Raw genomic sequence first — 24,460 nt, 5'->3', positions numbered from 1 at the left:
TTCGTAAATTTGAGTATGTAATTACGCGACAGGTGGCGCACGCAGTTGATGCGAATAAGTCCGTTTGCAAACGACCTTATCCTGATAAATGATTGGCTCGTAAGGCACGAGCGTTAATGTACAATGAAATTCTACCGGTTGGGGTTCAGTAAAGAAAGAAAGGGAGTATTGACATATCGCACAATCATCGGATGACTTGTGAGAGTGCCCGGCATGAGAACATGACTTTTCATCCTCGCTTCCATGGTAGTGAAAAGTCTTCACTACAAAGAAAGGAATGAATGTCATGAACAACACCCACGCTATGTATGCTCTTATTTTCCTATTGTGATACATTCTCCCTCTATTGGTTATATAGAATAGCGGGAACAAATATAGGGGTATGAAAGAGAACTGACAAATTATCAGGCTTAATATGTGTTATCAGACAATATTCCTTTTCTGAAATTACCTCTGAAAAATCAACTGTAAATTATCTCATTCTTCCTGTTTCCATACATAAAACACATTCCTTCCCGCCCCTCTCTTACGCAGTTTCCCCTCTTGAATAAAAGTATTCAAATCATCTACAGCTTTCAATCGGGCTACTCCTGTCAGTCTGCTATATTCTATGCGGGTGATTCCACCATTTTTCTTCAGGAACTCCTGTAACATTTGAAGACGTTGTTCGATAGGTATCTCTGTTTTGGAAGTAGTCCGGCCGGAATTCTCCACCCGTTCGAGTTCTATCTCCCGATGTACTTTCTTTTTAAATTCTTTAGAAGTACGTAAATGAACATTATCGAAGCGAATAGACTCGGCACGAATTTCCTTCTTATTCATTACTTTATGAGTACATTTCAATGAAATACTGAAATGCCCAAGTTCGCCCAGTTCTACAATGTATCCGTCTGCCAACGCTTCGGCAAGTTCGTCAACGACGGCCCCAAGTACTCCTTCAATAATATTATGGGGAAAAGGCTGGTGGCGGGATACACGTTCTATAAATTCTTTCTTCGAATAAGTTCCATTCGGAACAATACGGGCATGAAGCGGTTGTTTCTCTCCCGTACTATTAGGGTCAGGCGTTTCATACAAATCATAATATGCACTCATAAGGATATTTTTTATTGGTTGTTTATACATTTAATAGCTTATTCGCTGACATTTACCTCTTCCTTCCCTAAACCTTATTCTCCGTTTAGTATAAAAATAATCGTCTGACAACTGTTCTCTTTTCGTCTAACACCTGTCAGACGAAAAAGAAACAGTTGTCAGACGAAAGTTCAACAGCTGTCAGACGAATAGCTTATCGCATACAAAGGTACAACTTTATACGATGCGACCTTTAAATCTAAAGAGAAAAAAGTTTATTCCTCTTTAGAAATTAATCGCCCAACAGTAACTTAGTCACGGCAGCAGTATTCAATGCCCATTCACGGGTATATACCTCGTCCGCTTCCGCAGTATCAACCAGTTTCAATCCCTGCGCCTGCGCTTTGATTGCCAACAGTTCACCTATGGTTGTTTTCGCGTCCAGTTTATCCAAGAACTTTTCGATAGCTTGTGTATCCAAAGAAAGCACAGTCTGCCCGCCGAAAGGAACTTCTAGCCAGACGATTTCCCTTTCTTTCACTTTCAACACCCCGAAAACAAGCCCTTTCTGCAAACTCTGGGAAACACGTACCTGATGCTGAACGCATGAAGGGTCGTAAGCCACTCCGGTCTTCTCTGATATCCTCATCGGATAAGCGGAGTTCATCCAACCGACTACCAAATTAGGGGAGATAGCCCCATTACTATAAGCATTGCAAGTGAAAACCACATACTGCGCACCTACACGGTTCAGCTCATTCAAATCCAGTTCGATATACTCGGCGGTACCTTTCTTGTCGGGGATGCTTCGAATATCTCCGCTATGCTTGGCACCGATAGCCTGCAAGTTGAAATAAGAGCAAACTTCTGTCGTTGAAGGCAAAGTGATATGACAGCTCAAGTCCATATCCAAATGCTGTGCCGGAAGTCCCTTTCCCCACTGCATGAACAGGCGCACCTTATCCCCTTCTACCGGGAAACGTGTTCCCTGCAATGCACAGGAAGTATCCTGAATTGCTTCGCTACGGTCTCCGATAGACAACGGGATATGAAACAACATAGGGTCAATATACATACTTTTGTTTCCACTTTCGGTAGCCGCATTGGCAAAACGGGCAGCCACGACCTCCTTACACAAGTCCTGTACATCCTTCACCATCGCTTTAAGCTGTTCTTCCATATAAAGACTCACCAAATAGTGAGGTTCTATCAAATGAGCATTACCGCCCAAAGGTTTCACCATTCTCTTACGTCCGGATTCAAAGTAGTTCTCCGCATACATACCCAAAGTGACCACCAAACGAGCCGGCAACAAATGAACGACTTCCTTGAATGCAGCCAACGTCTCTTCCGGCCCGAACCAAAGCATATTGGCAAACAAGGAACGTGCGAACATACCCGGCCGCTGCTTCAACAAGGCAAATGTCTGTGCGGCATCCGCCTTCATACGGTAACGGTCTACCTCTCCCTGCCAAACCGTATATGTCTGACAATAGAATATATCCATCAACTCCTTCAGATTCTCAAATCCCGGCTTACGGGCATATTCCGCCAAACGCAGCGCACGTATCATACGTACCCACATCTCCCTTTTCGGATGCATGATTTCACAAGCCTTTTCCGCGTTCATCTCCAGGTTATTCAGCCAGAGGGCTACCATTTTACATTCACGGCGGGTGTATTTCAACTTCAGTTCCTCACGCTTCGCCTGAGCAGCCGAACGGCTTTTATCCAAAACAGCAGTTATATGCGCATTGTTTCTACCCGCCTTACGGATGATAGTCTTAGGTTCGATGATTTGCAGGAATCCGGTTTTCTTATACCACAGATAACGCAATATATCGTTCGGAGTGGAGAAATAGATTTGCGCTTCCTGCGCCCTGTCCTGCTCCACCAATGTATCTATCACCAGCATCAAAGTTTCTTTCATCTTGATTCCGACTGCCGGCAACAGAAGTTCGCCAAGCAAAATCTTCAAGCTATCCACTTGCGTGGCATCAAGAGCCGTACGCGATTCAAGCAGGTCGCGGAAGAAACCATTCAAATCCTCTTCCCGCCAAAGTTCAAGAACTTTCAGCTTGCTTCCCTGTCCGAAGTATTCCGTAGCGGACGTTTCAAACGGAGTTCCGCAGAACGGGCAGCCGTTGTATCGCTCCAAAGGGAAGGTATTATCGGGAATCACGTGTCCGCAGGGCAATTTCACACCTTTCTTGCTATTGAAGATGTTTGCAATCCATGTTATCAAATGGTCTAATCCTGTTTCTCCGGTAGGTGTATCCCAACCTTTTACCAATGGAGCCCAGTTGAGCGTCACGCCCAATACTTCCTTCATCACTTGAAGAATCTCCACCTGCTGCGCCGGATATAACTGATTGACAGCATGAAGCAACTCTTCGGACAAAGTATATCCTACTTTACGAAGTTGGGCTACCAATGCTATGGTAGTCGAAGTCAATGCTTCGCGCTTTTCTGTTCCTTCTATCAAAGGCAGATAAATTGCATTTTGCCTGATAGTTACTTTCAATAAATCTTTTTTCATAGGTTGTGTTTTTTAAGTAAGGTAATCGGGAGACTGTGAATCAATGGAGCATTCCTGCGGTTTTTGAAGTAAGCCTTCCTTGACCTTAGTTTATAAAAAGAGGTAGAACAGGCCGGATTCGAACCAGCAATATCCACCGTTAAGAAGTAAGCCCCGGTTGACCTTATTTCAGATAATCCCGAAGCTACTGTCCTACCTCTATATTTGTTTTTGTGGAGCAAACCGGAGTCGAACCGGTGACCGTCTCTACCCACTGAGCTACTGCTCCTTTGCGAAACTGGAAAACGGATAATCGTACTGGTAATGTTCTACCTTAAAGAGTGTGTTGAAGTAACCCGTACTTGACCTATTTTCTTGTTTCTTCGACAAAGATAGAAGTAGTGATACGCAGCCTTTTTGCGTAACTCAAACTTTTTTGCTGTTTTCTTGAAAAAACAGTAAAAAATGAATGAACGGGACTTATTTTGCAAGAATACAGAAGAAAAACGAAGACATATAGGTGATAACCCAACAGTTTTCATACTTTTGCGTATAGCAGAGATATTAACGCATTAATCTCCCTGCCAACAATAAACACACAATATTTATGAAAAGAGCATTTATCTATAAAGACGAGAAATCTCACAAATTCTGGTGCATTGATTATAGCGGCTATGATTTCTCCGTAAATTACGGCAAGTCCGGCAGTATCGGCAAGTTTGAAATCAAGGAATTTGAGACGGAAGAAGAATGTCTGAAACAAGCAGAGAAACTTATTCACTTGAAAGAGAAAAAAGGATATGTGGAAGATACCGGATTTGACTTTATGAACAAAATCTATATCGATTCCGAAGAATACGGATTGCATCCCAAAACTTCCCACCCCCGATTTACCGAACACTTCACGGAAGAACTCTATTATGATTGTGTAGACGAAGAAGCACCGTTTGGCAGCGATGAGGGAAGTGATACGTTAGATTCTCTTGAAGAAACGATCAGAAAAAATCCCAAACTCAACTTTCCTGATTATCCCAAGTATCTGATAGAACACGACTGGGGCATGGAATATATTCCTGTTGAAAGTCTTGAGCCCGAAGTGGTTAAAAAACTAGCTTCAAAGAAAGAAATGGATATGACACAAAGCGACATGGTGACTTACGCTACTGCCTTTGGACAAATAAAAATCACTGGGCATCTCTCACCCCAATTACAAGAACAAGGAGTTAAAGCTATCAAAAGATTAGCTTTACTTTGGGGAAATGGTTTGACCGAGATCCAAAGCAGAATGATTGACGACTTACTTTCATTTCCTATCGACAAGTGATAATAATATCAAACTGATAGGTAGCAAAAATATGAGGATAATAGAGATTAGGAACGACACCATGAGGTGTGGTTATTAATGCATTAGTAATCAAAGTTCAACAAATATGTACGAAAAGTTTTTAGATAAGAACCCCAGTAGCATCTGCCAAACGGTAGATGATGCTTTTATTGCTAAATATGCCAATGTCGTATCGGAGAACATAATCACACTTTGGAAAGAAGTTGGATTTGGAATGTTTTGCGAGGGATTATTTAGGATTATTGAACCTAATGAATATCAGGCAATAATAGATGATTGCTATCCGATGGCGGGTTTTGGTTCTGCCACACCATTTATGACAACAGTTTTCGGTGATATATTTGCCTATGTGAAAGATTGCAGGATAGGTGATTATGTCGTCTTTGTCAATGTGAGATACGGAACATTCAGGATTTTATCTGATAAGGTCGATATTCTGTTTAATATCGTATTATTCAATAAGGGCTGCTTGTCTTCATGGTTTTCCTTAGATGAATATCCCATAATAAAATCAGCCAAAGGTATTCCGGCATTAGACGAATGTTACGGTTATGTTCCGGCATTGGCATTGGGTGGTAAAGAAGCAATAGATAACATCCATATTCTAAAAACTATTCCCTACATAGAAATGTCACTCCAATCTATCGGAGATTTGAAACGAGTGCAATAACAGATTACTAACGAAGCGCGATAACGCTTACAGCGTTCCTCGCTTAGCCATTAGATACAATTAGATTTGAATATACCTACTGCAATAAAGAAAATACTTGTTCATAACCATTGGGATGAATTTAACTTTTCAATGATGCAGGATTGTTACACTGACAAGTTGAAACAATCCTATTCAAAGTTTGATTATCCTTTGAATGAAAGCATTATAAGCAAGATTGCTCTGTTCTATAGCATGAAATTAGAGTTAAACCAATCTGATATTCTTTATTTTGATGTCAAGAAAATAAAGAAATACAGCCCAGAAGCTATGCAAAAAGTGGCTGTGAAGTTAGGGGTCAATAAGGTTATCTATTTAGCAGACATTCATCCCGGCTATTTGACTGTATGGCTGGATGAGCAAGAACGGATGTGGGCTAATTACGACAATCTTGTTTATTATTATGGCAGTGATATATTCAGTGGTATTCAAAATATTGTATCGGGCAATATCCTTGAAACCACAAAATTAGTATCTAACGACGAAAGATAGCATCTGACGATGCTCCTTTCTAAACATTAGTCATAACTTAAATACGCAAGACATGAAAGATTATTTCAAATTACTGCAAATTGACACTTCTGTTTTAACAACAGATGAAATACGAATAGTCAATGACTGGTATAACAATAATAAAACAGAAGATTGTAGTATCTCTTTGCGCTCTCTTCATACGCAGGAGGCGTACCATGCTTTTTCCAAGGAGAATAAAGAATTGCTAAGTGATTTTTGTATTCTGTGGGAAGATGAAGAAAGCAATTATGCAGGCATTTGTATAAAAGGAATAATGAGAGGAAAAATCGTCTTCATCTCCCATGATAACCAGCATCCTATTCCCGTTTTTAGAAATATTGATAGCTTCTTGAAAGCGGTAAAAAGCAATAGAATTACGGACTTATATCCGCCACAAGTAGAGTATCTTTCTGCCACCAATAATCCTTTTGATTATCCGTCCATAAACCGAACTTCCTTAGAGTTGGAACAAGATAGTTCGGCTGCTGATATGCTGTGGAATAAGGCAGCAACGGAAAAAGACGATGCAATGATAAACACAATATTATCCTTTATACAAATAGCCACTCTGCAACAGATACCAAAACTCAAGCAATATATCTTTGACGATACGCTTATGGGCGATATATTGGGCATTTATAAATTTTATGGCTATAAAGAAGATGCAAACGTATTATTGCAAATTGGCAAAGAGAATAAACATTTCCGTAAAATTTTAAAAGAATTAGGTGCTACACCTCAAAAAATTCTATGGATAGAAAAATGGTAATTTGAAATATATGACTAACAAACCGGGATAACGCTTGACAGCGTTCCCCGCTTAGCCATTAATAACAATTTGATTACGACTATAATATGACAGCAATAGCACAACTAAAGACAACGGACTTCCAAAAGCTTGATACACCTTTGAGTTATGAGCATAGTGTATCTATATGGGGTATGGATTGTAATGTTACAATCTTTCCAAATGGAAATGAAAACGCTGATTTATCAATACTCCTATTGCAAGTATGGCAATGCCTACAACAGATAAACGACACTCAAAAAGAGTGCTTCCAGTCCATTCTTGATGCTGATATGATAAATCTTGCAGAAGAATGGATTGCAGATGAAGCATTTAAGGTCGAAAATGCAAACGAGGAGTGTTATCTAACAGATGAAGGTGAGAAAGTTTTTGTACCAATACCATAAAAAGATTTCTTACAAAGTATTAAACTTCAATCCATAAATCTGGTACTTGATGAAAACGATGAAAATCCATTGGTTGAGTTGTATTTAGGGTGTAATCCTGATTATTTCTTTGGTCATATTATTCTTTGTCGTTTTATGAACTCTAATCCCGTTCATTATAAATGCTGTGGTTTAGAGGGATAATTAAGTTATTAACGAGCCAAGTTAGCTGCTAAACGCAGCTCCTTGTCAAACCATTAACAATAATACATAGCAATGAAAAAATTATATATATGGTTTAATCGAACTCACCTGCCTAAAAGTTATCCTTTGCAGAATGATTTTATTCTTAAATCACAGTTTGATTTAGAGCAACCTCGTAAGATTTATGATGAGAAATGGAAAATGTATAACCGCTTTAATTCGGAATATCCAACAGGAGAATTTCAATTTCCCTGTGAAATGTTTATGGTAGTTACCAAAAAGAAATACAAAGAAATTGATTTCGATTACTACTCTTGTGATGTAGGTACATCAATAAAGTTTGTATCTGAAAGTTTTTTGAACTTCTTATCCACAAATGGTATTGATAAAAATTATTATGAGCAAGCAAAGCTAAATATCTTAGACTTGGCTGGAAATAGTTTAGTATCAAAGAACTACTATGCACTTCGATTTATCAAAAGTGATGATACACTTTTTGATTTTCAGAAAGATACTTTCAAAAGAGCGGCAGGAATAAGAAATCATTTTTTATACCCGTTTATGGAATTGAAGCGAAATATAGTCGATAAAAATGTTTTTTCTCTATTTGAATTTTGCTATGAAGAAACTTTAATATTGAACGAGGTTGCAAAGGAAGATGTGCTCAAACATTTCAGTAATCCGCAATTATACAAAGCGGAAGATTATCCTTTCATTTTTAACAATCAACATAATTACGAAATGTTGCCATATAATAATTCTTACTTAATTCATTGTCAACAAGCCAAGATAGCTGCTAAACGCAGCTTTTTGTCAAGCCATTAATAGTAATAAGAAAGACATACAACATGAAATACTTTTTACAAATCACATCACGACCTAATTATCCATTAATATTGGATGAAAGTCAAAATCCCCATATTTCCTCAAAATTAGGTTCTGACCTAAATTTGGGTAACTATATTCATGAATACCTATCTTCTCCGTTAGTCTATAGGGATGCAGAAAATAGTACTGTTTCTTTTGACCGCTTAATCACTTATGATGTTCTCAATACTGTTTATGGGGGACAAATAGTATCAGAACGTATAAGGCGGGTAATAGAGGAACATTTCCCAAATGATGTACAATTTTTTGATGCCATATTCTATTATAAAGGAAAGATGTGTAATAGCTATTCCGCTATGAATATTCATAACCATATAGAATGTTACGATATGGAGAAAAGTATCTATTCTATTTCTCCTGTGGATAAGAGTTATGAATTTGAGAAACGCACATTGATAGCATCACCATTAGAGGAATATGGCATTAATTATAATATAGTCCGATGCTCGTTTGATAATCAAATAGTGGTATCGGAAATGTTCAGAAAAGTGATTAAGGCTAACAAGTTTAATTGTATGTCTTTTGCTAAGGAACTGGAAATATACTATTAACGAACCAAGATAGCTGCTAAACGCAGCTCCTTGTCAAGCCATTAGCATTAACACCAATTACAAAAAGAATATGAGAAAAGAAATTGAACAATTAGCTTTAATAGGTGCAATGCCCGATGAAGCAGACGAACGAATAACGGCTACATTAGTTGATGAATATGCCGACTTATTGGACAAAATAGTTCAGCCTATCACTTTGGAGGAAGCGCATATTTTAATCAAGCTCTTTCCGCCTACTGCTTTATATGGCATAGAATGGACATTGCTACATTTAATAGAGTCTGTGTATCCAAAAACAAAATTCCTTGAGTACAGAAAACTTATAAATGGATGTAATAGTACAGAGTTTAAGAAGATGCTAGTTCAACGTCTAAATAACTCACAACAGAAAAAAGTTACTAACGAAACGTGACAACGTTTACCCATTAGTATTTAAGACTACAATAAATAGTTGAAATATGAAAAAATTGACCGAATTACCATTAGACGAACTTTGGCAATTATTTCCCATAACCCTGACTGCACACCAAGAATACTGGGCAGACTGGTATAAGGAAGAAGCGGAATTACTGACAGAGGAACTTCCTTGTATTGAACGTATTAACCATATAGGTAGCACAGCCATCAAAGGAATATGGGCAAAGCCTATCATAGATATACTTGTGGAAATTCCAAGAGAAGAGAAAATCTCCGATTTGAAAGTCATAATTGAAAGATGCGGCTATCTCTGCATGGCAGAGAACAGCAGTCGTATTGATTTCAATAAAGGTTACACTTTACAAGGATATGCCGAGCGGGTATTTCATCTACATTTATGTTATGAAGGGGATAATGATGAATTGTATTTCAGAGACTATCTTCAAACAAATGCTGTCATTGCCAAAGAATATGAACAACTTAAACTTGATTTGTGGAAACAGTATGAGCATGACAGGAATATGTACACTTTCCAAAAAGGTGGTTTCATAAAACGATACTCCCAAGAAGGGAAACTACTTTTTACAGGCAGATATGACAATAAGTAATAAATAAAGCTCTTTCATAAATACCTGTTTAAGATAAATATAAGTCAGAATAAACGCAATGCAGGCATCCAGTGATACCTGCATCGCGTTTTGAGTAGAATCAGCGGCTTGCATCCTTGCGGTTCTTCACTTCTTCCACCAGTTTGGTAAAGGATTTCTCCTTTTTACGTTTCTCATGTTCGGAAGCGGAGAAATGCCACGCTTCCCGACGAAGTTTCAGATAGCTTGCATAAACTTTTGAATCTAATGCGCCGCTATTGACTGCTTCTATAACAGCACAGCCCGGTTCGTTGATATGTTTGCAATCCTTGAAACGGCACGACTCCGCATAGTCGGAGATTTCCAGTACTTCGGCAAGAGAATCGGGATTGTCAATGGCCAAGCCAAATTCACGGACGCCCGGAGTGTCGATTAAAACACCCGAACTGTTCATCAATACCATTTCACGACGAGTCGAAGTATGCCGGCCTTTTCCTGTGGACAGGCTTATATCAGATGTGAGCAATACCGACTTTTCACAAAGTGCATTCACCAAAGAGCTTTTCCCAACGCCCGAAGAACCGACAAATACAACCGTTTCACCTTCTGATATGGATTCGCGTAGCCGGAGAATAGTCTCTGGTTGACAGATACTCGTAAAAAAGACGGGTATCTGACAGGCGATATGCCTTATTTGTCCTTCAACACTCTGCCTGTCAAAATCCAAATCGGCTTTATTGAGTACCAACACGGAACTGATATTTTCTTCCAATATCTGAGCCATAAAACGTTCTACTCTGCGGATATTGAAATTATCATCAAGGCTCTGTACTATAAAAGCCTTATCGACATAAGAAGCAATGGCTTGTTTATCGGCAACCGTCCCGCTTTTCTTACGATACAGTGTCCGTTCACGGGACAGCATATCAACTATAATCCCTTTATTTTCATCGAACGGCTGAAAGATTACCCAATCGCCTGTACAAGGTAATTCGAAATCCGATTTCCCGTACATCATGTTTCCTGTCAGTTCACACTGAAACAAGCCATTTTCAGAAACTATCTCATAACACGTCCGATGCACAATGGATACACGACCATGGGCAAGAGCATTATATAATGATTCTTTTTTAAGTTGGTTTAGCATCTCATTCCAGCCATACATATTCAGGTTAATGCCGGATTGAGGATTGGTATTATTTTCGTTATTCATTATCTTAATGTATAGAGCGCACACATTGAAAGCATAACAATGCTTTTTCTGTCATTGTACGCAGTTTAAAATTGAAATTATAAAGACACAAGAATTACTCCCGAAAGGAATCATCCGAGAGCAAACGAAAGGACAATCTGTGTCAAAGACACAGATTGTTTACTAAACCAAATCCGATTTATTATTTTTAGTCATGCGGCAAAGATAGGCATTTTTTTTATTTTATGGCAAAACGGGCGGTCATTTCATATCTCAGCTTGATGACACGGTACTGTTCGGTAGCTGCCGTCCCCATGCTGACATTGCTCTGTGCCTGAAAAGGAATATAACGGCTTATGTTGTTATCGGCAGGTTCGACAATACGAATGACTTCACCCAATTGCTTTCCCATTGCTTCCACCAGATAGGATGCTTTCTCACGGGCTGCTTTCAGTGCTTCAATCTTTCCCTGCTTCCTGTACATAGGCAAATCCTTATGTTTCAGTTCCCCGATACGCATTGATTCAATTCCCCATGTATTGACAGAACGGATTATGGAATTGATTTGCTCGAAATCCGTAAGACGGATATCCAGTTGCTTGCCTATCAGAAACTCCTTTCCCCGCTGCCGCCAATAGTCCCCTACTTCCTGCGTACGGATAGCCTCATCCGATATTCCTATTTTACGCAAACTTTTACGCAAATCTTTCTCTATCATAGCCAACGGCACTTTCGTCCGAAAGTCTTCCTCTTTCTTCGATTTACCCGTATATTCTTCTTCCCAATATTCCTTTATCTGAATCAGAAAGTGTATTTCGTCCGGCACGACTTCTATCTCCGAAGAACCGGTCACTTCAACATATCTTTCGTCACTTTCTTGAGCATTGGCAAGAATATTCCATGCGAACAAGGCAAAAGCCAGTAAAAATACTTTTTTCATATCTTCGATTATTAGGGTGATATTACTTTTATATGCCATCAGTTTACAAAGCTATAAAAAAAATCCATATTACGGACTTCATCCTAGAATATCAAGCAAGCACTTTCTATGTATCAAAATAACATCTCCTTTCTTTACTTTATACTTATAAGGCTGTTTGCCTGAAAAAAGAGAAATCTCTCCCTGCTCAAACATACGCTTTAACCGGGTACTGGAAAGTGGAAGACATCTCTTTATCAATGATGACAATTTCAGGTTCAAGTCAAAATCACATTTGATTCGAACACTTATCACCTCACCGGTCATATCCATTATGACTTCCGATGAAATGTCACTCATCACCTCATATTCAACGCTATCATAGTCTAATTGAAGATTGTTCTTACTTGCCATTCCGGCTGAAAAAGCATACTGCCAGGCCGTTTCCCTATCATTCATAGAAAAGCTATGAAACAGTTTCTTATCAATCAGGTCGGGTTTAGTTCGCGAAAGCAAAGTCATATTACAAGTGTTATCGCACTTCACACACCTATAAATTAGCCAGACATCAATGTTCTTTTTCTGTGCATTCATTCTGAACTTATCACTGCAATAAAAGCGGTCACTATCGCAGTGGCTGCATTTCTTAATCAACAAAGGGCAATTCTTCACCCTGATCTCCCATGTAAATATTGTTTCCATAATTATACAAAAGCTGTTATCTTTCTTTGTGAATCAAATCTTTTTCTTCGCAAAGTTGGATATTAGCCATTTGTATAATTCACAAGATGTCACAAGACGGCATGAAATTTATCTGTCCAACTCATCCATCATCTTAATAATCTTATCTTTCAACTTATCAAGAAACTGCGTCCTGCTCTTCTTCCGGTTTCTGATTTCCAGAAAGATACGATAAAAGTCTCCTATCTCAATACTAAAAAGAGTTTCGCAACAGAAAGCTATGTCTTTTAAACTGGTATTTCCATTGTTGAAGCATTTGCCCGCATACAGGGCATAGATAAACTCAACCAAAGCGACTTTGCTATCCGTCCACTGCAATAGCCGGCTTTCTACTATTGAAGCGAGTTTCAGATGAAGCTCGTCTGATAATATCTCTATTTCAGCAGAAAGATATTCCGCCAGACGATTGTTGGCTATGATTTCCGCCACACTTGAATCATGCAGGGTAGTAAAAGAAGAATCCCTGTCCAATAAGCCGAAACGGGTATCTGCTAGAATGTCATAGTTTCTTCTGACAAAATATTGTTCATCGAGTTCCGTCCTGCCAGTACGGTAATAATCATAAAAGGGATTATTCAGGAAGTATTTCCTCAAATTCTCCAGTTCCGACTTCAGAGATTTGCATTGGGAAGACGGAGATTCTCCAATACGTTTCTTTTCAATCTGATACAAGCGGACATAAAACATCAATAGCCCGGAAATTTGCGGCTTCCAGGTTTTAAAGAAAAAAATCTCTTCTGCTGAATTCGAGAATTGATATTCGGCAACGGTTGACTTCAACAGAATAAGTGAGGTCTGTATGACATCAATAATCTGTTTTATCTTATCAAGTGGGGCAATCGGCTGGCGCTCAATTCGTTCAATCTCTTTTTCTATGCTTAGCTTATTGTTTCTTACGAAATTTTCCATTCGTTTTCATATCGCATATGTTCCGAAAAACCATGCAGTAAATAATAAAAATAACAAAATGAAAAACCGGTTCGAGTGGAATTACTCAAACGAAAGAAATTAGCCTGTGGTTCGTGAGGCTAATATTAAGCCAGAACAAATTTAAGAGTTGCGCCCAAAATAGTTATTTTTTGATTTCAGGGGCAAATATAATCGTTTTTTATGATTATATGACGTTTTGGTGAAATTTAAAGAACAAGCAGTCTCAAAAAGCACAAAAATAGTATCTTTGCCTACGATTTACTCACAAAGATGTGATAAAGCTATTTTTAATCATTTAATAATAAAGACTATGATAAGATTGAATGTTTTTGTCCGTGTAAGCGAGACAAACCGCGAAAAAGCGATTGAAGCAGCTAAGGAACTGACTGCTTGTTCTTTGAAGGAAGAAGGATGCATTGCTTATGATACTTTCGAAAGCAGTACCCGCCACGACGTTTTCATGATTTGTGAAACATGGCAGAATGCTGAAGTATTGGCTGCTCACGAGAAATCCGCTCATTTTGCCAAGTATGTAGGTATCATTCAGGAATTAGCTGAAATGAAACTGGAGAAGTTTGAATTCTAAATGAAGCACGGAGAATAGATATATTATCTATCCAAGTATCATCAAAAAAAGAGAGAGACATTCTTCTTTGGAAAAAAAGGATGTTTCTCTTTTTTTATTTCCATATTCCACGGGAATAGGGCTGTATGAAGTGGCTAGTCCAGTTTCTTATGAATAAATGTCCCTTCAATCCAATAAGTCGCGTGATTCGATTCAAATTTCAGCAGTACATAGCCCGGGTCGGTAGGGCCGCCGGGGAAATGCTCGATAAACCAGTCCTGCCAAAGTTCCTTTTTCATTTTCTCGTCCGTTACCACTTCCACCGTTCCCGTTAAGGCTACGCTGTCTCCCTTATCCTGAAAACATAATCCGGCTTTCGGGTTCTTACGAAAGTCGATAGTCTTTAATGAGTCCGCTCCGGTAGACATCCAAATAGTAGAAATCCCCTCTGCTGTAATCTTGCTCATCGGCACAGGGCGGGGATACCCTTCTTTATTTATAGAAGCAAGCACTACAACTTCACATCTCTGCAACAACTCGGTTGCTTTCTCTTTCATTGTTTTTGTTGACATAATCTTATTGGATTTATATTACGGTTGCAAAGATAACGGCATGAAGTTCTTTTCTATTGTAAAAAATCGACTTTTACCTGTCTACTTTCCGGGTTCGATATAAGTCAGCGTCGTATCTTCCGGTACGGTAAGCGAAAGAAATGACGTGGGAGTACTGCCCGACAAGGACTTAATCTCTTTTGAGAAATGTGCCAAATCGTAATATCCTGCGTTAATCGCCGTAGTCAGCAGATTGGAAGATGCGATATTTCTCAAGAGTTCCACAGCATTCTTGAATTTGATAATGCGGCTGTACTCTTTAGGAGTGTATCCGGTGTAATGCTTGAACTTCCGTTCGAAATGACGCTGGCACAAACAAATTTCGTCCATCAGGCTACGAACAGAACGTTTACCGCCGGACTGGTTAATCATATTCACCGCCATGGCGACATGGGAATCGGCGGACTGGTAATGACGAGCCAAATACGCCAGCAAATACCCTTCCACCAACTGTATCCGTCCCTCTATGTGCTCCTGCCCGCATAGCCTTTCAACAAAAGTGTCATCAAAAACTGCCCTCATTTCCTTGGTATTGATTCTACTGTTCACAAACTCATGCAAAGGCAATTTTGTGAAACAGGACAACCCGCAAGGAAGAAAGCGGATACCAAACATATGAACGGATTCGGCATAAGTGACCAGTTCGGAGAATTTTGTCATCGGCCCTACAAAGTAAGAACGATAAGGTTGCATAATCAGACTTTCCTTCTCCACTGTCTCGGCTACCTCTCCCAGCGTAAAAATAAAATCGGTACAGCCATCCGGCAGGATATGGATACGCATCCCATATTCCGGAGTACCTTTCAGTTCCCAATAATTATCAATATAGGGAGCAAGCAAATGAGAGGGCTGATATTCTGTGTACATTGATATATTTTATCAGGCAAAAATAGAAAGAATAAATTCTAATTCAATACATTTGTATTCAAAAAACAACAGGATTAATGAGAAACTTTGCAGCAATCGACTTTGAAACAGCCAACGGCAAGCGCACCAGTGTATGCAGTGTCGGTGTTGTCATTGTAAGGGATGGTAAGATTGTGAATAAAATCTATCGCCTGATTCGTCCCACCCCCAATTACTACACACAATGGACGACAGCTATTCACGGATTAACTTATGACGATACGATAGAAGCGGAAGATTTCCCCGATGTATGGGCGGAAATCAAGCCGTTGATAGATGGATTGCCGCTTGTAGCCCACAACAGTCCTTTTGATGAAGGTTGTCTCCGTGCGGTTCACGAATTGTATGATATGACTTATCCCAATTATAAGTTTTATTGTACTTGCCGTACTTCGAGGAAAGTTTTCGGAAAGGAGCTGCCCAATCATCAACTACATACAGTAGCAGAGCAATGCGGATATAACTTGGAGAATCACCACCACGCACTTGCTGATGCCGAAGCCTGTGCCCAAATTGCAATGCAAATTATTCCCGAACCGAAGAAAACGAAACCGGCAAAAAAAGCTGATAAAGATACGCACATCGGAGATTTATTCGATTAATTCAATTATTCCTCAACCGGCGGCAACGAAAAAGACCAAATAAAAAACACTACAACTATTATCAATCAATAATAGCCGTAGTGTTTCTTATTATAATAATGCTAATTATGTACTCTAATTAGAGGATAGACTTAGCGATACCCATTTCCAAACCACGAAGCTCCGCCAATCCGCGAAGGCGGCCCAAGCAAGAATATCCCGGGTTTGTTTTCTTCTTCAAGTCATCAATCATCTGATGTCCGTGGTCGGGACGCATAGCAATAGAGCATTTGCGACGTTGTTGCAGAAGAATAAGAGCTTTCATTACGTTGTACATATCTACGTTTCCTTCCAGGTGGTTAGCTTCGTAGAAGTTTCCTTCTTCGTCACGCTGTGTACTGCGCAAGTGTACGAAGTTCACACGATCACCGAAACGTTCCATCATACCGGCAAGGTCATTGTCAGCACGTACTCCGAAAGAACCTGTGCACAGGCAAAGACCATTGGATTCGTTAGGTACGGCTTCAATCAGTTTCTTGAAATCTTCTTCCGTACTCAGAATACGCGGCAGGCCTAAGATTGTATAAGGAGGGTCGTCCGGGTGAATCACCAGCTTCACTCCTACCTCATCGGCAACGGGAGCAATTTCTTTCAAAAAGAAAATCAAGTTGGAACGAAGCTTTTCAGCATCAATGTCGTTGTAACGGTCAAGCGCTTCCTGGAACTGTTCTACTGTGAAGCTTTCTTCAGACCCCGGAAGTCCGGCAATCATATTGCGAACCAAGAGATTCTTGTCGTCTTCGCTCATTTGCTCGAAACGGGCTTTTGCTTTGGCGATTTCTTCAGGAGTATAGTCTTTTTCTGCGTTCGGGCGTTTCAGGATGAAAAGGTCGAAAGCTACGAAAGCCGCTTTTTCAAAACGAAGGGCTTTAGAACCGTCGGGCATTGTATAGGCAAGGTCGGTACGTGTCCAGTCCAATACAGGCATGAAATTGTAAGTAACTACCATTACGCCGCATTTCGCCAGATTACGGATGCTTTCTTTATAGTTTTCGATATATTTCATGAAGTCGCCTGTCTGTGTCTTGATATGTTCGTGTACAGGTACACTTTCTACAACAGACCACGTCAGACCTACTTCTTCAATCATTTGCTTACGCTTCATGATTTCTTCCACTGTCCATACTTCACCGTTCGGAATGTGATGAAGAGCATTTACTATACCGGTAGCGCCCGCTTGTTTAATATCCCACAAGCTTACTGGGTCGTTAGGGCCGTACCAGCGCCAAGTTTGTTCGCATAAATACATATAGTTTCTATTTACTGATTACTAATTACGATTAAAATAATTTAGATAGAGAATGCGTCGAAACCACCGTCGATAACAGCTACTGTACCTGTCACGAAGTTGGAAGCATCACTAATCAGATAATGGATTGTTCCATAAAGGTCTTCCGGTTCACCGAAACGGTTGAACGGAGTATGAGCGAGAATCGTTTTTGAACGGTCAGTCAGAGAACCATCCGGGTTGGTCAACAACGCACGGTTTTGGTCTGTCAGGAAGAATCCCGGTGCGATAGCGTTTACACGCAGACCGTTACCGAATTTCAGAGCCAGTTCGCCTGCCATATATTTAGTGAAGTTAGCGATAGCTGCTTTCGCTGCGCCATAACCTACTACGCGAGTCAACGGACGGAGAGCTGATTCAGAGCAGAAGTTTACGATAGAGCCTTTCTTCTGTTCAACCATGATTTCAGCAAATACCATTGTAGGCAATACTGTACCGAACAGGTTCAAGTCTACCACTTTCTTGAATGCGTCAATCTGCAAGTCAAAGAAAGTCTTGTCCGGTGCAATTGTAGCACCTGCCATGTTACCACCGGCAGCGTTCAGCAATACATCAATGCGACCATAAGCTTTCATGATTTCTACTTTGTTGCCTTCCAATACTTCTTTGTCCATTACATCGGTATAAAGGAACATAGCTTCGTTTCCTTCAGCTTTGATGCTATCCACCAATGCTTTTCCAGCTTCTTCGCTTCTGTCGAGCACAACCACTTTTGCACCTTCTTTTGCGAGGTATGCAGCAATTCCTTTACCTAAGATTCCGGCTCCACCGGTGATTACAACAACTTTGTCTTTTACGTTAAATAATTCATTCATGGTTTCTAAAATTTATATGTTTATAGTTTATTGTTCAGATAATATTTCAAGTTTTCCTTCAAGAGAATATCAATCGGCATCAGGTTTACCTTTTCTGAATTTTGCTTGAATAGCAGATGATTACATAAAGACTTGATACCTTCATACCCCTGCCTTTCGGGACGTTGGGCAACTAATGCAGTGATAACTCCTTCTGAAAGCAGTTGGGTATTCCGCTCGATAAGGTCATAGCCTACCAGTTTCACCGTTTGCATTTCTCTTGCCTTCAGATAATTTCCGAGGATATAGCAGGTTGAATTAAAAATAATAGCGCCCTCTATATGCGAATTTACATCGAATATTTCATCGAGTTTAGTGAAATTATATACAGAATCGTTGATTTTCAATTCTACTTCATGCAGCTTTCCGGCAAATCCTATTTCTTTCAGATAATGACAAAAGCCGTCCCTGCGGTTCTTTCCCTGATTGGAGTCGTTCTTTCCACTATGGATAATCCGTGCCATCAGAATATCCGAAGCCGGTGAAAGCCTGTCAGTCAATAATCTGGCCGCAATGACTCCTGCATCATAAGATTCTGTTCCGAAATAAGCCAGTTGGTGTTGTCCTTCGATATTTGAATCGACATAGATATAAGGAATCTCATTCCTGTCCAGTTCCTGCGAAAGACGGATAACCGAATCAGTAAACAGGGTAGCAATCAGCACTCCGTCCACTTTCTCATCCAGCAGGTTTCGGGTAATATCATCAAACGTTTTATTGTTATATTGGTCGAAAAAGAGTTTGGTAATCGTTATATTGTACGATTCCATCTCCGAAGCTACTTTGTCAATACCTTCCGAAATGGCTTCCCAATACTCTCCTTGAGTAAAAGACGGTATAATGGCAACAAGACGATATTGTTTCTTGGAAGCTAAAGACCGTGCCATTAGATTGGGCTGGTAATGCACCATTTCTAAAATAGTCTGCACTTTCTTCCTGTTTTCCTCAGATACCCGCCCACGATTATGAATAACTCGGTCTACCGTACCGACAGAGACACCAGCCATCTTGGCTATGTCCACAATACGAATATTTGAGAATTCTTTATCCATATTTTAATAAGTATCTTGTTTTTCGATGACAAAAGTAAAATGAATTATTGAATTACACAATAGTGTGTGCGCACACACATTTACACACAAAAGGACATATACTACTAATAATCAGAAACTTAACAACAAATAAAATAATACATTCATGTTGTAAAACATAAGAAAAACGGCAGAAAGAATCATAAAATGTACATTTATAGAGTAGAAAAGGCCAAGAAACAAAGTACCTTTATTCCGGAAAAGAATGAAAAAGAATGGTAAAATGTATAAAGTGTGCACGGGCACACATAAAGGTTTTAAGTGATGTAAATGACAGGTAGTTACTATATAGAAATTGGTAATCAACTATATCCTAGCTGATTACCAATTCTGGGATTATTATTTTCCCCATTTATCTTTTGCTTTGTCAGCCACTTTATCTGCTTCGGCTGCTACTTTATCAGCAATTTCGGCTCCGGTTTCTACTGCTTTAAGTCCGAGGTTCATCGCTTTCTTTTCAGCGCAAGCTGCTGCAGCCTCTGCGTCACGACCAATACGGTGGATAGCATCATAAATTTCGCTTTCCAACTGTTTAGCTTTCGCAGTGCGTGAAAGGCGGTAAGCTACCGCACCCAGGATTGATCCGATTCCGAGTCCAATCCAAAAATTACCATGTCTACATTCCATAATCAAATTCAGTTTTTTAGATTAAAAATAAATTATATACCCAATAAAGCTCATATTATCCTCCTTTTTAATTTAACAACAGCAGGTATGGAGAATAGTTCAGCAACTCAAAACTGAATTAACGACAATTTACAATCCTTAGTTTTAGAGAAACGGGAAAGTTTGCGTACCTTTGCAGCCAATTTTTCAGGAACACTTCTAAAGAAATAGGTATCATGGTACAAAATCAGGAACAACCCGTAGGAAAAATTACATTTTCCATCTTAATCGCATTAAGTCTTTCACACTGTCTCAATGATCTTTTACAGTCCGTTGTATCAGCTGCTTATCCGCTATTCAAAGATGATTTAGGATTGAGTTTTGCGCAAATCGGTCTTATCACACTGGTTTATCAGCTTTCGGCTTCAGTCTTTCAACCGATTACCGGAATTATCTTTGATAAATATCCCGTTGCATGGTCGTTGCCTATCGGAATGAGCTTTACAATGGTTGGTTTGGCAAGCTTGGCATTTTCCGATAATCTGTATTGGATATTGTTATCTGTGTTCTTAATCGGAATCGGTTCTTCGGTGCTTCACCCGGAAGCTTCCCGCATCACGTTCCTTGCTTCTGGTGGCAAGCGGGGATTGGCACAGTCACTTTTTCAGGTAGGTGGAAACTTTGGTGGTTCGCTAGGCCCTTTATTGGTAGCTTTGCTCGTTGCCCCTTATGGAAGACAGCATCTTTTCATATTTGCATTTGTAGCGGTTGCAGCTATCGGAGTCATGTATCCGATTTGCAAATGGTATAAATCTTATCTGAACCGGATGAAGGCTCAAACCGTCAGTATAAAAACTCCGGTTCATCTTCCGCTGCCTATGGATAAAACGGCTATTACTATCGGTATATTATTGATATTGATTTTCTCGAAATATATCTATATGGCGAGTCTGACCAGTTATTATACATTCTATCTGATTCATAAATTCAATGTTACGGTACAGGATTCGCAGCTATATTTATTTATTTTCTTAGTTGCTACTGCTATCGGGACGCTGATTGGTGGGCCGGTAGGTGACCGTATCGGTCGGAAGTATGTTATTTGGGCTTCAATTTTGGGAGCGGCTCCGTTCAGTTTACTTATGCCGCATGCCAATCTGATGTGGACTATTATCCTTAGCTTCTGTGTGGGATTGATGCTTTCTTCCGCTTTTCCCGCCATATTGCTTTATGCACAGGAATTACTTCCTACCAAGCTCGGATTAATATCAGGGTTATTCTTTGGATTTGCTTTCGGTGTGGCCGGTGTAGCGTCTGCCGTACTCGGTAATTTAGCAGATAAAACGAGTATTGAATATGTATATAATATCTGTGCTTATATGCCGCTACTGGGATTGGTCACATTCTTTTTGCCGAATTTGAAGAAGAAAAAGATTGGATAGAAATCTACATAAATAAAGCGAAGCAAAGCGCATTATATTAAGAAGCTGTTTTGAAATGATTAGAAAAATCTATTAAGGACGATTTTAATGAATGCTATCTCTATCATTGCTTCTGCCGTTTCAGTCAAGAGCTCGTAGTCAATTATAAGCCTCCTATAGTTTTCCAGCCAAGAGAAAGTTCTTTCTACAATCCACCGTTTCGGAATGACGTTGAAATCCTTAGGACTTTCTTTGGGTCTGAGTACTACTTCCAGTTCCCAACCGAACTTGTCTTTCGTCCACTTTGACAAATCTCCCCGATATCCCCCATCGGCAAGAATTTTACTGAGCCGTGGAAATTTATACACAAGATTTTCCATCGTTGGAACGGCTCCTTTGCTGTCATGAATGTTGGCTTCATGTACTTTAATGGCCATTGGAAGCTCCAATGTATCTACCACAACATGTTCCTTTCGCCCTTTGATTTTTTTATTGCCGTCTATTCCTCTGTTCGTATCAACGTGGTGAGAAGTCTTCACACTTCTGGAGTCAATAATGCCCATGCTGGGGCTTTCCTGTTTACCGATTGATTTCCTTGCCAACTTATGAAGAATATCCAGCAATTCCTCCCATACTCCTTCCAATTTCCACTTGCGGAAATAGTAATAAACCGTTTGCCAAGGGGCAAAATCGGTGGGGAGCATACGCCATTGACATCCGCTCTTGATGAGATAAAAAATCGCGTTTATAATTTCTCTGAGAGAAGTTTTTCGGCTTCTTTCTTGTGGCTCTACGATTTTATTAATAACTTGCCACTGTTTTTCAGTTAGGTTAGTTGGATAATTGCTCATAACTTTTTTGATTAGGAACCTTAAAGTTACGAACTATACATCAATTAACCAACTAATTAACAGATTAATATATACTATTTAATCATTTCAAAACAGTTTCTATGATTGTGCATGTCTGCTGCAATCGGAAGAACTTGGTCGAGTGGTTTGATTCAATCCATAACTATTTGATTTACAAACATAAAGTTACGAAAAAAATCTGCCATTCGGTCTAATTGTTCAGATACCTATTTTACCGAAAATCAAAGGAATGGATATCCGCGGGAGCATATTATCCAACCATCAAATCACCCTATGAATTATAAACCGTAGGAGCAAAAATCACCCTCACACCCCAAGGATACACTCGCTATAAAATAACATATTTTTGAGTGAGCAACGAAATCCTAAATGAAAGAGCTGTGATTCCAAAAGGTAATAATAGACAAAATTAGAGATAAAGGAGCAGACTTCGTGATCGAACTCAAGGCGAATCAAAGATCTCTGCGTTATGGACTCGAAGCCTCTATAAAGACCGCCAGCCCGACTGATATCTACAAGGAAAGCCCATATTTGGAACACGGCAGGATTGAGTCAAGGATATGCCGTATATATCGTGGGGAAGAACTGATTACCGACAGGGAAAAATGGAATGGAAATTTGACAGTTATAGAAATACTCACATCTACGGAGAAAAAGTCTGATGGCAGGAGTACATCTGAACAGCGACTGTACATTTCAAGCCTGGATAGCAGTGCAGAGCGGCTTAGTCAGATAACCAAACAGCATTGGGCTATTGAAAGCATGCACTGGGATCTTGACCGCAACCTCCGGCAGGACAGCATAAAACGTAAGGCTGAACGGGCGGCTAGGAACTTGGACACAATTCAAAGGATGGTCTTGGCACTGATTGCTGTTTGGAAGAACAGAAGGAAAAAAATATCAGATAAGCGAAAAGGCACGGCTGAGATAATAAGGGAGCTATCGGTAAGCTTCACTAACGTGTTACATTTTCTGGCTCAAAAATGAGAAAAATTTAGATTTGACATATTCTTAACACATTGATTTCCAAATACGGAATATCCACCCATGTCACACTGGTATGGGAAGGGGGATTGTATCCCTAAATCAAAGCTTAAATGAAAAAGCCGTGTTTGCGTATGATATGGAATGCTATATTTTATTTAGTTAAAACTGGTTGCCAGTGGCGTATGTTGCCTAAGGAGTTTCCTAAATGGGAATCCGTTTACTACTATTATAGAAAATGGGCTTCTTTGGATATATTTGATTTGCTTCTTGAAAAGCTACGCGGTCATGTGCGATTTGAACGTAATCAAACCATGGAACCCAGTGTTGGTATCATAGATAGCCAAAGCGTTAAATGGGGCAATAATCAGTCTCTGAATGGAGTTGATGGCAATAAAAAAGTAAAAGGCATCAAACGGCATATTGTTGTTGATAAGAATGGCTTTCTTATTGCAGTGATAGTCACTATAGCCAACATGCATGACAGCAAGGCTGCTTATCTGTTAATGAGAGTATTAAAGGAACTCTGTTCCGGAATAAAAGTTATACTGGCAGACGGAGGATATAGAGGCGAACTTATTGAGAACGTCAAGGCTAAATTTGGATATATGATTCAAGTAGTTATTAGTGCGTACAAAGAACAGGGATTCAGACCGATTCACAAAAGATGGATTGTGGAAAGGACATTCACGTGGATGGAAAATGACAGGAGGCTCTGCCGAAACTATGAACTAACATTCGATTCGGCAGAAGAAATGGTTAAAATATCAGTTATAAAATTATTATTGAAGAAAATTTAAACAGGCTCTAAAAATATGGCAAAATAAATAAAATACTTACTTTTGAAGAAATAATATTCT

General features: G+C 39.6%; 28 protein-coding genes and 1 tRNA gene. 14 read left to right on the top strand and 15 right to left on the bottom strand.

Annotated elements, in window-relative coordinates:
- Positions 1-21: 21 nt before the first annotated feature.
- From AB5443_RS10060 to AB5443_RS10045, 4 genes are all read right to left on the bottom strand, one after another.
- Entirely contained in the window at positions 22-336 is a 315-nt protein-coding gene (locus tag AB5443_RS10060; RefSeq protein ID WP_333698020.1) for a hypothetical protein, read from the bottom strand.
- 141 nt (positions 337-477) lie between these two features.
- On the bottom strand, positions 478-1,095 hold the full coding sequence (locus AB5443_RS10055) for an HU family DNA-binding protein (protein ID WP_303003269.1): 618 nt from the start codon (positions 1,093-1,095) through the stop codon (positions 478-480).
- Between the two features lie 271 nt (positions 1,096-1,366).
- Positions 1,367-3,613, bottom strand: coding sequence for a hypothetical protein (locus tag AB5443_RS10050; protein WP_368113994.1), 2,247 nt, complete (start codon positions 3,611-3,613; stop codon positions 1,367-1,369).
- 213 nt (positions 3,614-3,826) lie between these two features.
- Positions 3,827-3,881: transfer RNA gene (locus AB5443_RS10045), tRNA-OTHER, on the bottom strand.
- A gap of 318 nt (positions 3,882-4,199) precedes the next feature.
- On the opposite strand from AB5443_RS10045, the gene AB5443_RS10040 reads away from it, so the two are divergent.
- The 9 genes from AB5443_RS10040 (at position 4,200) to AB5443_RS10000 (ending at position 10,000) form a co-directional block, all read left to right on the top strand.
- Positions 4,200-4,916: a WGR domain-containing protein gene (locus AB5443_RS10040; protein ID WP_368113995.1), complete on the top strand. Its 717-nt coding sequence runs from the start codon at positions 4,200-4,202 to the stop codon at positions 4,914-4,916.
- Between the two features lie 106 nt (positions 4,917-5,022).
- Entirely contained in the window at positions 5,023-5,607 is a 585-nt protein-coding gene (locus tag AB5443_RS10035) for a T6SS immunity protein Tdi1 domain-containing protein (protein WP_227226060.1), read from the top strand.
- Between the two features lie 66 nt (positions 5,608-5,673).
- Entirely contained in the window at positions 5,674-6,138 is a 465-nt protein-coding gene (locus tag AB5443_RS10030) for a hypothetical protein (RefSeq protein WP_195408073.1), read from the top strand.
- 52 nt (positions 6,139-6,190) lie between these two features.
- Positions 6,191-6,928, top strand: coding sequence for a hypothetical protein (locus tag AB5443_RS10025; protein WP_195408074.1), 738 nt, complete (start codon positions 6,191-6,193; stop codon positions 6,926-6,928).
- Between the two features lie 86 nt (positions 6,929-7,014).
- Positions 7,015-7,353 carry a hypothetical protein gene (locus AB5443_RS10020; RefSeq protein WP_368113996.1) on the top strand — a complete coding sequence of 113 codons (339 nt, stop codon included), beginning with the start codon at positions 7,015-7,017 and terminating at the stop codon, positions 7,351-7,353.
- 255 nt (positions 7,354-7,608) lie between these two features.
- The gene (locus tag AB5443_RS10015; RefSeq protein ID WP_277133584.1) at positions 7,609-8,361 is read left to right on the top strand and encodes a hypothetical protein; all 753 of its coding nucleotides are present in this window, start codon (positions 7,609-7,611) and stop codon (positions 8,359-8,361) included.
- A gap of 23 nt (positions 8,362-8,384) precedes the next feature.
- Entirely contained in the window at positions 8,385-8,975 is a 591-nt protein-coding gene (locus AB5443_RS10010; RefSeq protein ID WP_272193056.1) for a DUF1629 domain-containing protein, read from the top strand.
- Positions 8,976-9,045: 70 nt separating this feature from the next.
- The gene (locus AB5443_RS10005; protein ID WP_277133586.1) at positions 9,046-9,387 is read left to right on the top strand and encodes a hypothetical protein; all 342 of its coding nucleotides are present in this window, start codon (positions 9,046-9,048) and stop codon (positions 9,385-9,387) included.
- A gap of 46 nt (positions 9,388-9,433) precedes the next feature.
- Positions 9,434-10,000, top strand: coding sequence for a GrpB family protein (locus tag AB5443_RS10000; protein ID WP_277133588.1), 567 nt, complete (start codon positions 9,434-9,436; stop codon positions 9,998-10,000).
- 100 nt (positions 10,001-10,100) lie between these two features.
- On the opposite strand, the gene rsgA is transcribed toward AB5443_RS10000, so the two are convergent.
- From rsgA to AB5443_RS09980, 4 genes are all read right to left on the bottom strand, one after another.
- Positions 10,101-11,192 (bottom strand): ribosome small subunit-dependent GTPase A, encoded by a 1,092-nt coding sequence (gene rsgA / locus AB5443_RS09995; protein WP_277133590.1) that lies wholly within the window; start codon positions 11,190-11,192, stop codon positions 10,101-10,103.
- A 217-nt stretch (positions 11,193-11,409) separates the two neighbouring features.
- A complete protein-coding gene (locus AB5443_RS09990) occupies positions 11,410-12,111 on the bottom strand; it encodes an SIMPL domain-containing protein (RefSeq protein ID WP_277133592.1) in 702 nt (233 codons plus the stop codon).
- A 78-nt stretch (positions 12,112-12,189) separates the two neighbouring features.
- Positions 12,190-12,792 carry a DUF1062 domain-containing protein gene (locus AB5443_RS09985; protein ID WP_022136701.1) on the bottom strand — a complete coding sequence of 201 codons (603 nt, stop codon included), beginning with the start codon at positions 12,790-12,792 and terminating at the stop codon, positions 12,190-12,192.
- Positions 12,793-12,900: 108 nt separating this feature from the next.
- Positions 12,901-13,740, bottom strand: coding sequence for an RteC domain-containing protein (locus AB5443_RS09980; RefSeq protein ID WP_022136700.1), 840 nt, complete (start codon positions 13,738-13,740; stop codon positions 12,901-12,903).
- A 331-nt stretch (positions 13,741-14,071) separates the two neighbouring features.
- Between AB5443_RS09980 and AB5443_RS09975 the strand changes: the two genes are divergently transcribed.
- On the top strand, positions 14,072-14,347 hold the full coding sequence (locus tag AB5443_RS09975; RefSeq protein WP_073343022.1) for a putative quinol monooxygenase: 276 nt from the start codon (positions 14,072-14,074) through the stop codon (positions 14,345-14,347).
- Positions 14,348-14,481: 134 nt separating this feature from the next.
- Here AB5443_RS09975 and AB5443_RS09970 read toward each other — a convergent pair whose 3' ends face one another.
- Both AB5443_RS09970 and AB5443_RS09965 read right to left on the bottom strand, forming a co-directional pair.
- The gene (locus AB5443_RS09970; protein ID WP_195408085.1) at positions 14,482-14,898 is read right to left on the bottom strand and encodes a pyridoxamine 5'-phosphate oxidase family protein; all 417 of its coding nucleotides are present in this window, start codon (positions 14,896-14,898) and stop codon (positions 14,482-14,484) included.
- An 81-nt stretch (positions 14,899-14,979) separates the two neighbouring features.
- Entirely contained in the window at positions 14,980-15,804 is an 825-nt protein-coding gene (locus AB5443_RS09965) for a DUF6597 domain-containing transcriptional factor (RefSeq protein ID WP_368113997.1), read from the bottom strand.
- Positions 15,805-15,881: 77 nt separating this feature from the next.
- Between AB5443_RS09965 and AB5443_RS09960 the strand changes: the two genes are divergently transcribed.
- Positions 15,882-16,445 carry a 3'-5' exonuclease gene (locus AB5443_RS09960; protein WP_277133598.1) on the top strand — a complete coding sequence of 188 codons (564 nt, stop codon included), beginning with the start codon at positions 15,882-15,884 and terminating at the stop codon, positions 16,443-16,445.
- A 118-nt stretch (positions 16,446-16,563) separates the two neighbouring features.
- On the opposite strand, the gene uxuA is transcribed toward AB5443_RS09960, so the two are convergent.
- The 4 genes from uxuA to AB5443_RS09940 all read right to left on the bottom strand — a co-directional run bounded on the left by uxuA (position 16,564) and on the right by AB5443_RS09940 (position 20,344).
- Positions 16,564-17,733, bottom strand: a complete 1,170-nt coding sequence (gene uxuA / locus AB5443_RS09955; RefSeq protein WP_022138900.1) for a mannonate dehydratase — start codon at positions 17,731-17,733, stop codon at positions 16,564-16,566.
- A gap of 41 nt (positions 17,734-17,774) precedes the next feature.
- Positions 17,775-18,587 carry an SDR family oxidoreductase gene (locus AB5443_RS09950; RefSeq protein WP_008643544.1) on the bottom strand — a complete coding sequence of 271 codons (813 nt, stop codon included), beginning with the start codon at positions 18,585-18,587 and terminating at the stop codon, positions 17,775-17,777.
- A 20-nt stretch (positions 18,588-18,607) separates the two neighbouring features.
- Positions 18,608-19,678 carry a substrate-binding domain-containing protein gene (locus tag AB5443_RS09945; RefSeq protein WP_368113998.1) on the bottom strand — a complete coding sequence of 357 codons (1,071 nt, stop codon included), beginning with the start codon at positions 19,676-19,678 and terminating at the stop codon, positions 18,608-18,610.
- Positions 19,679-20,056: 378 nt separating this feature from the next.
- Complete coding sequence (locus tag AB5443_RS09940) at positions 20,057-20,344, bottom strand: YtxH domain-containing protein (protein ID WP_044654880.1); 288 nt, start codon at positions 20,342-20,344, stop codon at positions 20,057-20,059.
- 215 nt (positions 20,345-20,559) lie between these two features.
- Between AB5443_RS09940 and AB5443_RS09935 the strand changes: the two genes are divergently transcribed.
- Positions 20,560-21,765 (top strand): MFS transporter, encoded by a 1,206-nt coding sequence (locus tag AB5443_RS09935; RefSeq protein WP_044654881.1) that lies wholly within the window; start codon positions 20,560-20,562, stop codon positions 21,763-21,765.
- Between the two features lie 59 nt (positions 21,766-21,824).
- Here the strand turns inward: AB5443_RS09935 and AB5443_RS09930 are convergent, their stop codons facing one another.
- Positions 21,825-22,595, bottom strand: coding sequence for an IS5 family transposase (locus tag AB5443_RS09930; RefSeq protein WP_277133608.1), 771 nt, complete (start codon positions 22,593-22,595; stop codon positions 21,825-21,827).
- Between the two features lie 417 nt (positions 22,596-23,012).
- On the opposite strand from AB5443_RS09930, the gene AB5443_RS09925 reads away from it, so the two are divergent.
- Entirely contained in the window at positions 23,013-23,603 is a 591-nt protein-coding gene (locus tag AB5443_RS09925) for an ISAs1 family transposase (RefSeq protein WP_368119604.1), read from the top strand.
- A 110-nt stretch (positions 23,604-23,713) separates the two neighbouring features.
- The gene (locus AB5443_RS09920) at positions 23,714-24,400 is read left to right on the top strand and encodes an IS5 family transposase (RefSeq protein ID WP_277133610.1); all 687 of its coding nucleotides are present in this window, start codon (positions 23,714-23,716) and stop codon (positions 24,398-24,400) included.
- Positions 24,401-24,460 lie beyond the last annotated feature (60 nt).

The organism is Bacteroides sp. RTP21281st1_H5_RTP21281_210402, assembly GCF_040918965.1.
In the GTDB taxonomy this organism is placed as follows: domain Bacteria; phylum Bacteroidota; class Bacteroidia; order Bacteroidales; family Bacteroidaceae; genus Bacteroides; species Bacteroides congonensis.
This window is presented reverse-complemented; position numbering and strand designations above follow the sequence as displayed.